Origin of the sequence: Kineosporia corallincola (assembly GCF_018499875.1) — a bacterium.
Classification (GTDB): Bacteria; Actinomycetota; Actinomycetes; order Actinomycetales; family Kineosporiaceae; genus Kineosporia; species Kineosporia corallincola.
Map to the genome: position 1 here is coordinate 93045 of NZ_JAHBAY010000016.1, position 14231 is coordinate 107275.

Annotated in this window: 10 protein-coding genes; 7 read left to right on the plus strand and 3 right to left on the minus strand. The window is 72.9% G+C overall.

Annotation, left to right across the window (positions count from 1 at the left end):
• Positions 1-90: 90 nt before the first annotated feature.
• Positions 91-4158 carry a hypothetical protein gene (locus tag KIH74_RS30280; protein WP_214159812.1) on the minus strand — a complete coding sequence of 1356 codons (4068 nt, stop codon included), beginning with the start codon at positions 4156-4158 and terminating at the stop codon, positions 91-93.
• Positions 4159-4235: 77 nt separating this feature from the next.
• Here KIH74_RS30280 and KIH74_RS30285 point away from each other — a divergent pair, with 77 nt between their 5' ends.
• Entirely contained in the window at positions 4236-5234 is a 999-nt protein-coding gene (locus tag KIH74_RS30285) for a helix-turn-helix domain-containing protein (protein ID WP_214159813.1), read from the plus strand.
• Here KIH74_RS30285 and KIH74_RS30290 read toward each other — a convergent pair.
• Complete coding sequence (locus tag KIH74_RS30290; protein ID WP_214159814.1) at positions 5228-6616, minus strand: glycoside hydrolase family 43 protein; 1389 nt, start codon at positions 6614-6616, stop codon at positions 5228-5230. The genes KIH74_RS30285 and KIH74_RS30290 overlap by 7 nt on opposite strands.
• A 2-nt stretch (positions 6617-6618) precedes the next feature.
• The gene (locus tag KIH74_RS30295) at positions 6619-8094 is read right to left on the minus strand and encodes a family 43 glycosylhydrolase (protein WP_214159815.1); all 1476 of its coding nucleotides are present in this window, start codon (positions 8092-8094) and stop codon (positions 6619-6621) included.
• Positions 8095-8556: 462 nt separating this feature from the next.
• On the opposite strand from KIH74_RS30295, the gene KIH74_RS30300 reads away from it, so the two are divergent.
• From KIH74_RS30300 to KIH74_RS30325, 6 genes are all read left to right on the plus strand, one after another.
• Positions 8557-9855, plus strand: a complete 1299-nt coding sequence (locus KIH74_RS30300) for an MFS transporter (RefSeq protein WP_214159816.1) — start codon at positions 8557-8559, stop codon at positions 9853-9855.
• Between the two features lie 135 nt (positions 9856-9990).
• Entirely contained in the window at positions 9991-10653 is a 663-nt protein-coding gene (locus tag KIH74_RS30305) for a response regulator transcription factor (protein ID WP_214159817.1), read from the plus strand.
• An 88-nt stretch (positions 10654-10741) separates the two neighbouring features.
• Positions 10742-11959 (plus strand): cytochrome P450, encoded by a 1218-nt coding sequence (locus KIH74_RS30310; protein ID WP_214159818.1) that lies wholly within the window; start codon positions 10742-10744, stop codon positions 11957-11959.
• An 11-nt stretch (positions 11960-11970) separates the two neighbouring features.
• Positions 11971-12168 (plus strand): ferredoxin, encoded by a 198-nt coding sequence (locus KIH74_RS30315; protein ID WP_214159819.1) that lies wholly within the window; start codon positions 11971-11973, stop codon positions 12166-12168.
• On the plus strand, positions 12165-13328 hold the full coding sequence (locus tag KIH74_RS30320) for an NAD(P)/FAD-dependent oxidoreductase (RefSeq protein ID WP_214159820.1): 1164 nt from the start codon (positions 12165-12167) through the stop codon (positions 13326-13328). The genes KIH74_RS30315 and KIH74_RS30320 overlap by 4 nt, the downstream gene beginning before the upstream one ends.
• The gene (locus tag KIH74_RS30325; protein WP_214159821.1) at positions 13325-14167 is read left to right on the plus strand and encodes an SDR family oxidoreductase; all 843 of its coding nucleotides are present in this window, start codon (positions 13325-13327) and stop codon (positions 14165-14167) included. Before KIH74_RS30320 ends, KIH74_RS30325 begins: the two co-directional genes overlap by 4 nt.
• The last annotated feature ends 64 nt before the right edge of the window (positions 14168-14231 follow it).

Below are 14231 nucleotides of genomic sequence, written 5' to 3' on the forward strand. Positions count from 1 at the left end.
AGGATCGGGATCGCGATCGGCGGGGCGGTGGCGGGTGCCCGTCCTGACCCTATGCCGCCCCGGCCCGGTCGCGCACGACGCGTCGCGGGTTCAGGCCTCCAGCCAGTCCGCCCAGTCCCTCGGGGACGAGTGCGCCCGCAGGGCCTCCAGGATCCAGGGGGCGTGCAGGTCGTCGACGCCGTGCAGCCCGCGCAGGACGCCCGCCGCGACGGCGTGCTCCTCGTCGGTGCCGGCCAGCGCGGCCAGGCAGGAGCGGATCAGGTGATGGCGGTCCTCCCCGGGCCGCCGGGCGGCGTCGGCGATCGCCTGCAAGGCGCTGCGCCGGGCCGGCGGTGTCGTGGCGAAGTGCGGCAGGGCCTCCATCAGGGGAGCGAGGCTGCTCAGCACCCGGCTGGGCTCCGGCCCGGCCATCCGGTCGCGGACCGCCTCGACCGCGGCGGCGCCCTCGTCGTCCCCTCGCACCAGAACCCGCAGCACCGCGACCCAGGGCGAGGGATCGTCCGAAAGGCGAAGCCTGATCAGCAGTCTGGCAACCATCAGACGGCGGACGGCGTCGTGCGCCGCCAGGGCCTGGACGGCGTCCATGAGGTGTTGCCTCTCCTGGCCGGTGCCGAGTCGCGGTACCGCCCTCCGGGTCACGACGTCCGCCACCTCCTCCTGCTCCGGCAGGGTCACGGCCAGGGTGCCCAGGGCCGTCACCAGATCTGGCAGGCCGTGCGGCGTGGCTCCTTCGAGCTGCCCGGTGAGGAAGGCCAGCAGGGGCCGGCGGTCGTCCACGGTGGTGGGAAGCCGCACGAAGGACCGGGCGAGCAGGGGGAGGGAGGTGGCGGAGATCTGCGGGATCCTCCGCCGGACCACCCCGACGACGGACGTCACCTCGTCGGGCGACAGTCCCCAGCCGGCCAGGGCGCCGAGCATGTCGGGCACACCGTCGTCGCGGGTGCGGGACAGGGCTTCCAGAAGGGTGGACCTCGCGAGGCGCTCGGCGTCGGGGGAGAGCCGGGCCTGGGCCAGGGCCCGCGCGAAACCCCAGGAGGCGTAGGCCAGGGGGACGGCCGAACAGACCGGGTGCACGAGATCGCGCCACTGCGCGGGGGAGATCTCGAGCTCGCTCAGTGCCCGGCCCAGACCTGAGCTCTGCGCCGGGTCGGCCGACCGCAGTCGCGAGCCGATGGCCCCGGCGAAGGCCCGCTGGTCCTCGGGCGTGGCACCCAGCTTCCGGGACACGTGGGCCAGGGGGGACAGGTCGTCGGCGCCGGCCCCCGGGCACGCCCGCACGAAGGCGTCCAGGATCACCCGCCGCTCCCGCGGCCCGGCGTCCAGCTTCACCAGCGCGCGGCCCAGCGCCAGCAGCGACGGCACCGGCGGGGCCGGGCTGCTCCCGGCGGCCCGCAGGGCGCAGTTCACGGCCAGAGTCCTTTCCGCGGAGGCGTTCTCCAGCCCGGACAGCGCCTCGGCCACCGACTCGATCACGTCGGGTGCGGCGTGCGGCAGCACCGTGCGGGCGTAGCGCAGCAGGAACGCCGGTCGCAGCGCCGCCCAGGCCCGCAGGACCTGCTCGGGTTCCCAGGGCGACAGCACCGGGAACGCCGTCGCGACGATGCCGGGCAGCGACGCCTGGTCCTCGTCACCGGGCAGCACCGCCAGCCCGTGCAGGAGGGCCGCCAGCCGCTCCTGCGCCAGGTGGTGGGACGACGACCAGGAGTCGGCGTCCGGCGCCCCCAGCTCCTCCACGGCGAGCGCGATCCTGGTGTGCAGGGTGGCGGACAGCTGACGCCGGTCCGCCTCCGGGAGCGGCAGGGGAGCGAGCATCCGGAACAGCTCGGGCAGCTGGTGGCCGTCGCCCGCCAGGAGCTCCTGGGCGGCCCGGGCCAGCTCCGCCAGGTCGAGACCCGCCTCGACCAGCGCCGTGAGCGCCCGGCGCAGTTCGGGCAGGTCGTGGTCCGAGGCCCGCGGCAGCGCGGCGACGACGCCGTGCAGCCCGGCCCGCAGGTCTTCCGGTTCCGCCGGCCGGTGCGCCAGGGCGATGGCCAGGCCGCCGGCCAGATAGTGGCTGCCCGCCTCGATCCGCTGCCGCAGAACGCCTTTGGCCGCGGCCACGTCACGGTCCCGGCCGAGCACGCTCAGTGCCGCGATCGTGGAGCGCGCGCCGTAGGGGTGGACGTCGGCCAGCTCGTTCAGCAGACCCTCGACGCACGCGGGGTTGCTGTCGCCCCAGTGCGCGGAGGCCCGCAGTGCGATCGTCCACCGGGAGCCCTGCCGGGCCCGGACGCCGTGCAGGAACCGGCGTGAGGGCTCCTGCCAGTGCGAGGGTTGCGTCTCGCGGCACAGCGCCAGCCAGATCGCGTCGCTCTGCTGCTCCAGGGCGCCGGACAGGGGCGGTTTCTTTCCCGTGGCCACCGCTCTGCGCAGCACCGCCAGCAGCTCGTCGCGCTCCGGGTGCAGGCTGACGGCCGTGGGGGCCACGGCCTTCCAGGTCTCGTCGAACCACCAGTGCGCCGTCAGCAGGTCGGCCGCCTCGGTGAGCGGCAGACGCGAGACGGTGACGGCGACCAGGTGCTCCCGGATCACCCGGTGCGCGAACCGCCGTCGCACCTGCCGGCCGCCGCCGGCCGGGGCCCGGCCGGTCCGGGGGACCAGGGCGTCCAGCCGCCCGGCGGGTTCCGGCAACAGCTGGTCCAGGGGGGACGACGAGGTCAGGACGTCGTCCGGCCACGCGCTCAGACCGCTGGCCGGATCGTCCTGGGCCCAGTACCAGGCCCAGTCCCGCGCCGTGCGCAGCGGTTCCCCGGTCTCGGCCCCGGTGCCGGTCCCCGCCGGGGCGTGCAGGAGCTGGGCGATCATCCGGTCGGCCAGGTGCCACGTCGGGCCGGGCAGGGTGCCGTCGGGGGCGAGGAGGCACAGCCGGGTCAGGAACCACGGCACGGTGCTCAGGGCCCGGGCCGCAGGGCTCTCCTCCAGGCCGGTCATGAAGCGCCCGGCCGCACCGGCGTCGCCGAACCACGAACGGGCGAAAAGCTCTACCTGGTAGGGGTACCCCAGATCCTGGAGCTCGGCCCGGACGAAGACGCCGTCACCGGACGGGTTCGCCGGCCCGGGCGTGCCCCAGTGATCACGCCACGCGCCGGGCTGCGCCGTGACCACCGTGCGCCAGTCGCCGATCAGGGCCTGCCGGATCCGCCGCTGTCCCGCGACCGTCTCGTCGAACGAGTCCAGCACCAGCAGCACGCCGCAGTTGCGGTGCCGGAGAAGGGTTCTGATCCGGCGCTCGGTGCCGTCCGGGAGGCGCAGGAGATCGAGGGCCGGGCCGAGCGCGGCCTCCCGGGCCTGGCCGGCGGTGGAGGCGAACCGCGCCCAGGTGAGGAACAGCGGCAGCTCGACGGCGTCGATCGGGGTGCCGGCCCGCACCAGCTCCCGGGCCCGGTCGGCACACCGCCGGGCGGTGCGCCGGGCCAGCCAGGTCCTGCCCGACCCCGGCTCGCCCAGCACGACCACGTGGCGGCCGGTGGCCAGCACGTCGTCGGCGGGCTCCGGTGCCGGGCGGGTGCGCTCACCGGACGTCCGGGCGTCCTCGGGTCGTGGGTCGCGCACCACCCTGAGCGTGCGCTCCAGCTCGGGAACCGGCCCGGCGGAGGCGTTTCCGCCGTGCGGACCGGGAACCGGCGGCGGGGCGGACAGGTGCTGTGACAGCGCGTCCAGGTAGGCGAGCACGTCGTCGGTCAGCTGTTGGGTGTGCGTCCCGGTGGGTGCGCGCCGGCCGGTGGCCGGAGGGTCCGGGAGCAGCAGCTCGTAGAGGCAGACGACGATCTTCTCGCAGGCCGCGCGCAGTTCCGGATCCCCGAGCGCGCGCAGCGGCCCGTCCGCGTCGCGCAGTGCCTGCCCGCTGATCCTGGCCGGTGCCAGGCCGAGGGCCGTCATCCGGTGCGCGGACGGCCCGTGGTGCGCCAGCAGCCGCGTCGTCGTCCCGAACGCCGCGTCGACCGTGGCGGGGGATGCACCCCGACGGCGCGCCCACTCGTCCACCCGCCGGCGCAGCCGCCCGGCCTGCTCGGCCACCGGCGTCGCCGGGACGAGCAGCGCACCGTCCGGCTCCGTGGTCAGCCGGCCGATGACCGTCTCGATCAGGATGACGGCCGCCTGGTTGTTCCCGTTCGCCATGATTCAACCCCCTGGGGGAACCATGCCACACCGGGATATCGTCGGGGCGAGGTCCGGACGAACTGACGAAAGTTGCTATGAGTGAACGACTTGCTGCTCATCGCGATCGCCGCGCCGGTCCGGTGCTGACGAGCGGGACGCGGGACTTCGACGCCTTCGCCGGCCACTGGGACTCGGTGATGGGCGAGGACTACCGGCTGGCCCGGTTCACCTCCGCCACCGTCGCCGGCTTCCGCGGCGCCTTCCCGATCGCCCGGGTGCACGACGTCGCGATCAGTTCCATCACCGACGCGCCGGCCTTCACCACCGCGCGGGCCCCCGAGGCGAGCGCCGACAAGGCGCGCCTGTGGATCGTCCGCAAGGGCGCCTGGACGCTGCGTGACCGGCGGGGCCGCACCCGCACGGTGCGGGCCGGGCAGTTCCTGCTGCACCACGGCCCGCTGGCGGGATTCGAGTCCGAGCCGCACAGCGCGTCCCTGCACCTGACGGTGCCCGCCGGCTCACTCGGCCTCCCGGTGCTGGCCGGCCCGGCCGCCACCGCCGAGATCCGGCTGGTGGCAGCGCATGCCGAGATGATCCGCCGGACGGGCGCGGGCCTGGGCGCCGCCGGGGTGCGCGCGGCGCGGGACACCCTGCTGGAGCTGATCCGGTCCGTGCCCGGCGGGCGTTTCGACGACGCGGAGCCCCTGCTGGAGCCCGCCCTGGTCACGGCGGCCAAGCAACTGGCGGAGACCCGGCTGGCCGATCCCGGTCTGTCACCCGCGATGCTGGCCCGGGAGCTCAGCGTCTCGGTGCGCACGCTCCAGCGTGCCTTCGCCGGCACCGGTGAGGGCGTGGCGGCGTATCTGCGCGAACAGCGGCTGGAGCGGGCCCGCCACGAGATGCACTCCGGCCGGCTGAGTCTGGCGCAGATCGCCGCCCGCTGGCAGTTCGCCGACGGCAGCCATCTGACGCGGGTGTTCAAGCAGCGCTACGGCTACGCGCCCGGCCGGTCACGATCGGTCACGGGCGGTTCGCCCGTGACCGACCCGGTGAGCAGCCCGGTGAGCAGCCCGGTGAGCAGCCTGGGTCAGTAGCCGATCCGGAAGGTCGCGTCCTGCCGGTCGGTCGCCGCGGAAGCGCTGCTCAGGGCATCGATCCGGAGCACGAACCCGGAGTGCCGGATGTAGTGCGTGGACACGTTGTGCGAGCGGAACGACGTCCAGGTGCTGTCGGCCAGGCCCGCCGTGCGGTGGAACGTCGCGTCACCCGCGAACAGGCTGGTGCCGTCGTTCGCGGCCAGCACCAGGCTGTAGTCGGAGTGCCGCAGGTAGTGGTTCGCGATGTTGACCGACTGGAACGAGATGCCGGAGGAGTCGGCGAGGCCGGGCACCAGCCGCCACTGCGAGTCCTGGTAGGGGTCGAAGGGATACGGGTCGATGCGCCCGACGTAGGAGGCGTGCCGGATCAGCTGGTCGGGATAGTTGTACGACTTGATCCGGTTCCAGGTGGGGGCGCCCCAGCGGCTCAGCAGGTTCGACTGCTCGGTCGCCGTGATAGCCGCGATGGTGGGATGTTTCGCGTTCAGCGGCTGGGTGTACTGCGCCTTGGTCAGCGGGGTCCAGGCGTCCAGGCCGATGTTGCCCGACCGCCACACGTACAGCTCGCCGTTGTTCGGTGAGTAGGAGTCACCCCACAGCCACCACTCGTTGCGGTCGTTGGCCTTCACCACGATCGGCGCCTCGATCCCGCCGTTGACGACGCCCGCGGTGTAGGTGCCGCTGTCGAAGCTGCGCGGGTTCAGGGTGGACGATCGGGCGCCGTAGAGCTTCCCGTCCACGAAACTCTTGTAGTAGAGGTAGTTCACGCCGTTGTGGACGTGGGTGGTGGCGTCGAGCACGTTGAACCCGGGGTCGAAGAACAGCTGGGACGCCCCGACGGTGACGAAGTCGGTGGTGTAGTTGACGTAGAAGGCGTCGCGGCCGTTCGCGTTGGCCGAGTAGATGATGCCGTACTGGCCGCGCGAGGCGTCCCAGAACGCCTCGGGCGCCCAGGTGTGGGTGTTCATCGTGTGCAGGCGCAGCCGCCGGTAGCCGGTGAAGCTGCGCAGGTCGGCGGAGTCCCAGCAGTGGACGTACTGGTTGGGCTGGGTGAAGTCGGTGCCGGTCAGGTCGGTGGCCAGCACCACGAACGTGCCGTCCTGCTTGCGCAGCAGGTAGGGGTCGCGCAGCCCGCCGGTGCCGGCGGTGGGGGTGACCACGGGGTTGTTCTGGTTCAGCGGCGTCCATTCCAGCCCGTCGGAGCTGACGGCCAGGTGAAGGCCGTAGTTGTCGGCCACTTTCGAGGGCGACTCGGTGAAGTAGCCCATGACGAAGCCGGCGTAGGTGGCCGCGGAGGCGGTCAGGGCGGGGCCCGCCGTCACCAGGCCGGCGGCGGTGGCCAGCCCGGAGGTGAGAAGGGCACGTCGGGACAGGGGCATGATCACTCTCCTGAGGGTGCGGTCAGGGTGACGCCGAGCCGGGCCGGCGTGCCGAAGTTCGGTGTGCCGTCGGCGTTCCAGGTGAACTTCTGGGCGCGGGTGGAGCGGTTCATGTCGCAGCCGCCGGAGGCGGAGTCGTTGGCGTGGTACACGATCCAGTCCTCGGTGCCGTCGGGGCTCCTGAAGAAGCCGTTGTGGCCCGGGGCGTACACGCCGTTGGTGTCGCTGCGCTGGAACACCGGCGTCGGCTTCTTGGTCCAGTGCGCCGGGTTCAGCGGGTCGGTGCCGGTGAGGGTGAGCAGGCCCAGCTTGTAGTCCGGCCCCCAGCAGGCCGACGCCGAGTAGACCACCATCACCTTTCCGTTGTGGTACAGCGGTTCCGGGCCCTCGTTGACGGCGCCGGTCTGCTGTTCCCACGACAGGGTCGGCGAGCTGAACCGCACCCGGGAGCCGGTCGGTGTCCACGGGTTGGTGAGTCGCTGGATGAAGTTGCTCTGCCCGGCGCCGTCACCGCCGTAGGTGCCCATCAGGTACAGCTTGCCGCCGACGGTGAGAACACTGGCGTCCAGCGCCCATTCGCTGCCCAGGTCGGCCTTGAAGGTGTAGGGGCCCATCGGGTCGGTGCCGCTGGACTCCAGCACGTGCAGACGCTGGGTGGGGTTGTAGTCGGTGACGTTCTGCCCGGCCGTGTAGTAGAGGTACCAGTGCCCGTTGATCAGGTGGAACTCCGGCGCCCACATGTTGCAGCAGCCGTTGGCCCGCCCGGCCAGGTCGAACACCACCTGGTCGGTGGCGGTGGCCAGGCCGGCCAGGGTGTCGGCCCGGCGCATGGTGACGGTCGAGTTCCAGGTGGTGGTGGCCAGGTAGTAGTAACCGTTGTGGTACTGGAGCCACGGGTCCGGCCCGTTGCGCTTGACCGGGTTGTTGAAAGTGCCTGCCGCGGCCGGGGTCGGCACCAGCAGCCACTGCTGGTTCGCGCCGTCCAGGTCCTGGTACTGCGAGATCCTGCCGCCGTCGGCGGTGGTCCACTCCCAGGCCTCCAGGGCCTTGCCGCTGTTGCGGTTGATCAGCCTGACGTGGCCGTCGGCCGAGTCGGCCAGCCGGAACTGCTGACGCGCGTCGTTGCGGTCGGCGTTCTGCACCAGCTGCACGCCGTCGGCGGCGGTGGGCAGGTCGAGAACCTTTCCGCTGTGCGCCGACCGGAGGCGGTACCAGCCGCCGCCGGAGTCCAGGAACGTCCACTGCTGCCAGGCGCCGTCGTTGCGGGAGTACTGGTTGATCGCGGCACCGTCGGCGGTCGCCAGCTCGTACACGTCCAGGGCCTTGGCGCTGTTGCGGTTGATCAGCACGTAGGCGGTGTCGGTGCGCACGGTCGCGGCGGCGGCGGGGAGGGTGGTCAGTATCGCCCCGGCCAGGGCCAGCACGGCCACCAGCACAGCTGTCAGGAGGGTCTTCGGGGGCACGGCGAAGGGATTCATGGCGGGTCCTTCGGGTAGAGCGACGATCACGGACGGCATCGCCGGGCTGGTCGGCCCGGGGCGGCATCCGTGGACGCTGGATCCGGAGCGGTCATGGTGTCAGGGGGATGAACTACGCATTACGGACCACGAACTCGTGGATGTTCCCGTTAACACCCGGCGGAAATCAAGGGGTGGACGTCAAGCAGAAAGCCAGGTAAGAAGCGCGTTTTGGCAGGCCAGCGCGGGATTCTGGGGATGTTAACGTGAACATCACGCATGGCGCCGTCGCTCAGCGGTCACGAGTGCGGGCCCGCCGGTGGCCGGTCGGCGGCCGGTCGGTGGCCGGTGCCGGACGCTGCGGATGCGGTAGAACTCTTGGGGTACGGGCCGGGGACGTCTTCGTCGCCGTCACGTGCGTGGGGGCGAAGGAGGGTGCCGGGGGAACGGCCGCCGGCTCCTCGCAGAAAGAAGTGCCCTCCCGTGAGCACCACCCGGGCCTGGCTGGTCTGGTCGATCGGACTGCTCGGCTACGTCCTCGCCATCGCCAGTCGTTCGTCCCTGTCCGCCGTCGCCGTCGAGACCTCCGACCGGTTCGGCATCGCCGCGGCCACCCTGTCCACCTTCGCGGTGCTCCAACTGGGGGTGTACGCCTTCATGCAGCTGCCGGTCGGGCTGATCCTCGACCGGGCCGGGCCCCGCCTGGTGCTCACCGTGGGCCTGCTGGTGATGGCCTGCGGTCAGGCGCTGCTGGCGACCACCGAGAGCGTGCCGGGGGCCTTCGCCGCCCGGGTGCTGGTGGGGCTGGGGGACGCGTCGATCTTCGTCTCCGTGGTCCGGCTGGTGATCGCCTGGTTCCCGCCGCGCAGTGCGCCGCTGCTGACCCAGGTGACGGGTGTGGTGGCGCAGGGCGGGCAGATCATCAGCGTGGTGCCGTTCCTGGCCCTGGTGCACGCCCGCGGGTGGACGCCCGCCTTCCTCACGCTCTCGGCCTGCCTGATGCTCGTGGCCGTCGCGGTGGCCCTGACGGTCCGCAACCAGCCCGCCGACCGGCCGCCGCCCGACATCCCCGCCGCCCAGGGCGTCCGTGCGCAGGTTCTGGAGGTCTGGCGTCACCCCGGCACCCGGCTGGGGTTCTGGACCCACTTCGTCACCCCGCTGGGCGGCAACGTCTTCGCCCTGCTCTGGGGTTTCCCCTACCTGACCTCGGGGGAGGGACTCGCCGACGGCCGGGCGCAGGCGCTGCTGACGCTGTACGTGATCGCGAACGGCGTGTTCGGCATCGTGATCGGGCGTTTCGCCGGGCGTCATCCGTTGCGTCGTTCGTGGGTGGTGCTGGCGGTGGTCGCGCTCCAGGCGCTGGCCCTGCTGTCGGTGGTGCTGCGGCCCGGGACGGCGCCGCTGTGGCAGCTGGTCGTGCTGGTGATCTGCCTGGGCGCCGGCGGCCCGGGATCCCTCGTCGGCCTGGACTTCGCCCGCACCTCCAACCCGCCGCACCTGATCAGCAGCGCCACCGGGATCGCCAACAGCGCCGGGTTCCTCGCCTCGCTGCTGGCCCTGCTGATGATCGGTGTGCTGCTGGACCTCCAGGGCGCCGGCACCCCCGCGACCTACGACCTGCACGCCTTCCGCACCGCGTTCTGTAGCTGGTACCTGCTCTGGCTGGCCGGGGTGGCCGGGGTGCTGCACAACCGGCGCAGGCTGCGGAAAATGATGGCGGAGAGCGGTATTCACGTGCCGCCGCTGCGTGAGGTGATGGGGCGGTACACCCGGGCCCGGTGAGCGCCCAGGTCCGCGGACCGTCCCGGAAATACCGCATCCGGTGGATTCCGGAGCCTCCCGCTCCTGATGGGATCGGGATGCGCGGCGGTGCGCCCGCCGCAGAATGGGATCCGAGAGCGGGGACGAGGTGTGCGCATGCGGGTGGCCGGACGCCGGGAGGCGGACGTACTGGTGGTCGCGTCGGAACCGGGCACGCGCGCCTGCACCGCGACCGACCTGCGGCTGGGGGGATACCGGGTGACCCTGGCCGCGAGCGGTGACGACGCGGTGCGGGTGCTCGGCGAGCGGAACGTGAACCTGATCGTGGTCGATGTCGAGACCGAGGGGCTCGGGGCCCTGGCCCCGCGGACGTTCGCCGATCGTCCACCCGTGCTCTGCCTCACCGGGTGCGACGGCCTGATCGACCTGATCCCGGTGCTCGGCACCCGGGTCGAGGACTACGTGACCAAGCCCTGCCGCGCCGCGGAACTGCTGGCCCGCGTCCAGGTCGCGCTCCGCGGCAGCCAGGACCACACGCTCCGGTCGGGAGACCTGCTCGTCGACGACTCCACCAGCGCCGCCTGGCGGGCCGGCCGGGCCCTGGACGTCACCCCGGCCGAGTTCCGCCTGCTGCGCTTCCTCGTGCTCAACGCCGGGCAGGTGCTGTCCAAGGACCAGCTGGCCTGGCACGTCTGGGGCGAGGTGCGCGAGGGCAACACGGTGGAGCGGCTGGTGTCCCGGCTGCGCACCAAGGTGGACGCCGTGCCGCCCGCCGTGATCCGCACGCACCGGGGATTCGGGTACCGGCTGGCCACCTGAGGACGCCGGGCTGTCCGGTTCGTGTCAGGAAACCCTGGTCCCCTGGGACCTCCGACCTGGTGACCGATCACAGCACGGAGGAGTCCCCATGACGTCGCACGTCGTCCTGCCCGAGTACCCCGCCGAACGGGATGCCGGCTGCCCGTTCGCCCCGGCCGCCGCGATCCGCGAGATGACCCGGGACCACCCGATCGGCAAGGTCCGCATCTGGGACGGCAGCACCCCCTGGTTCATCACCCGGCACGCCGACCAGCGGGCCCTGCTGAACGACCCCCGCCTGAGCATCGACGAGACCCGGGCCGGCTACCCGCACATGACCCGGGCCCGCGCCGCCTCGGCCCCGCACCACCCGAAGCTGATCACCAACACCGACCCACCCGAGCACACCCGCCTGCGGCGCTCCGTCAACACGCCGTTCCTGGTGAAGAAGGTCGAGGGCCTGCGCCCTCGCATCCAGGAGGTCCTCGACGGGCTGGTCGACGACCTGCTCGCCGGGCCCCGCCCGGCCGACCTGGTGCAGACCGTCGGCCTGCCGGTGCCCACCCTCGTCATCACCGAGATCCTCGGCGCCCCCTACGCCGACCACCAGCTGTTCCAGGACACCAGCCACATCCTGATCAGCCACGACACCACCCCCGAGCAGGCGGCCGCCGCCGGGCAGCGGATCGGCGCCTACCTGGGCGACCTGCTCGACGCCAAGATCGCGGACCCGGGTGACGACGTGGTGTCCGCGATGGGCGCCCGCGTGGTGGCCGGCGAGATGACCCGCCCCGAGGCGATCAACATGGCCAACGCCATCCTGATCGCCGGGCACGAGACCAGCGCCAGCATGATCTCCCTGGGAACCCTGGCGCTGCTGCGCAACCCGGACCAGCTCGGCCTGCTGCGCGAGAACAGCCACGACGCGAAGTTCGTGGCCAACGCGGTCGAGGAGATCCTGCGCTACCTGACCATCGTGCACACCGGCGTGCGCCGCATCGCCGTCGAGGACATCGACCTGCACGGCGTCACCGTCCGGGCCGGTGACGGGATCGTGTTCGACCTGTCCGGAGCCAACTGGGACGAGAACGCCTTCCCCGAGCCGGATCGCCTCGACCTGACCCGCCCGGCCCGCCTGCACCACGCCTTCGGCTACGGCGTGCACCAGTGCCTCGGGCAGTCCCTGGCCCGGGTCGAGCTCCAGGTCGCCTACTCGACCCTGTACCGGCGCATCCCCACCCTCGCGCTCGCCGTCCCGTTCGAGGACGTCCCGTTCGCCATGGAGGGCGTCGCCTACGGCCTCAAGTCCCTGCCCGTCACCTGGTGAAGGAGGCATCCGTGCGAGTCGAGTTCGACGAACCCCGGTGCGTCGCCGCGGGGCAGTGCGCCCTGGTCGCGCCTGACCTCTTCGACCAGCGTGAGGACGACGGGGTCGCGGTCGTGCTGGAGGCCGAGCCTTCCCGGGAGCAGCACGACGAGGCCCGGGAGGCCGCGGCGGTCTGCCCGGCCGCCGCCATCCGCCTGGTGGAGGAGTGAGAAGGGTGGTCGTGGTGGGGGCCTCGGCCGCCGGCCTGGCGGCGGCCGAGACCCTCCGTCGTGAGGGGTACCGCGGGACGATCACGCTGGTCGGCGAGGAGGTGGACCCGCCCTACGACCGGCCGCCGCTGTCCAAGCAGGTGCTCTCCGCCACCTGGGAGAGCGACCGGCTCGCCCTGCGCACCCTGGACCAGATCACCGCCCTGGCCCTGGACCTGCGCCTCGGCGTGCGGGCCGTCGGCCTGGACACCGGCACCGGCGCCGGCACCGTGCGGCTGGGAGACGGCACCGATGTCCCCTACGACGGCCTGATCATCGCAACCGGGGTGCGCCCGCGCCACCTGCCCGGCGCCCCGGCCCACGTCCTGCGCACCCTGCACGACGCCCTGCGACTGCGCGCGACCCTGGAGCCGGGCAGACGCCTGGCGGTGGTCGGTGCCGGATTCCTCGGCGCCGAATGTGCTTCCGTGGCAAGGCAACTCGGCTGCGATGTGGTTCTGCTCGAACCCGCCCCGGTGCCGCTCGCCCACGCCGTGGGGGAGGACGTCGGTCGCCTGCTCTCCCGGGTCCATGCCGAGCACGGCGTCGACCTGCGCACGGGCGCCACGGCGCGGGCGGTGACCGGGGAGGGCGTCTGCCTGGAGGGAGGGGAGCTCGTGCCGGCCGACGAGGTGCTGGTGGCCGTCGGCTCGGTCCCCAACACCGAATGGCTCGACGGCAGTGGGCTTCCGGTGGCGGACGGCCTGGTCTGCGACGAGTTCAGCGCGGCGGCACCCGGCGTGTACGGAGCCGGTGACGTGGCCCGCTGGCACAACCCGCGGTTCGGCGTGTCGATGCGGATCGAGCACCGCACGAACGCCGCCGAGCAGGGGATGGCCGCCGCCCGCAACCTGCTGCACCCGGATGCCCGGAAGCCCTTCGCCCCGCTGCCCTACTTCTGGTCGGACCAGTACGACATGAAGATCCAGGCCCACGGCTACCTGCGCGGTCACGACGAGACCAGGATCGTCGAAGGCAGCCTGCCGGAGCGGAGATTCGTCGCCGCCTACCGCACCGGCGACCGCCTCACCGGCGTCCTGGCCGTCGGCGTCCCCCCGAAACTCCTGCGCCCGTGGCGCGCGGCCGTCGCCGGCGCCACCCTCTGGAAGGACATCGCATGACCGGCAGACCCGGCGTCGTGGTCATCACCGGCAGCGGCGGGATGGGCACCGCCGTGGCCCGCCGCATCGGTGCAGGACGCACGGTGCTCCTGGCCGACGCCTCCGCCCCGGCCCTGGAGCGAGCCGCGGCGGCCCTGCGGGACGAGGGGCACCAGGTGCTCACCCAGGTGGTGGACGTGTCCGACGCCGCCTCGGTGAAGGAGCTGGCCGAGCGGGCCGCCGCGACCGGCCGGGCCGGCGCCGTGGTGCACACCGCCGGCGTCTCCGCGGTCACCTCCACGGTGGAGCGGGTGCTCCGGGTGGACCTTCTCGGAACCGCGCTCGTCATCGAGGCTTTCGAGGCGGTGGCCGAACCGGGGACGTCCGTGGTCTGCGTGGCGAGCATGGCCGGTCACCTGGCCCGGCTGACCCCCGGGCAGGAGAGGGATCTGGCCACCACCCCGTCCGGCGACCTGCTGTCGCTCGACGTGGTGCGGCGGGTGCCGCCGCACGACACGGTGGGTGCCTACGTCCTGGCCAAGCGGGCCAACCAGATCCGGGCCCAGGCCGCCGCACTCGCCTACAACCGGGCCGGGGCCCGGATCAGCACGATCAGCCCGGGCGTCGTGTCCACCGCGATGGCCCGCGCCGAGCAGCAGGGCGCCACCGGCGAGCAGATGATGGCCTCGCTCAAGGCGTGCGGCATCGGCCGGCCCGGCACCCCGGGTGAACTGGCCGCGGCGGTGGCCTTCCTGACCGGCCCGGACTCCCGCTACCTCACCGGCACCGACCTGCTGCTGGACGGCGGTCAGGCGGCCTGGATGCGCTGGCACGCCGGGTTCGGCACCGGGCCCGCGTGAGGGTGCCTTCCCGTGCCTCGCGGTGAGCCACCTCACAGGCCGTTGTCACTCGTCCGCCCCAGAA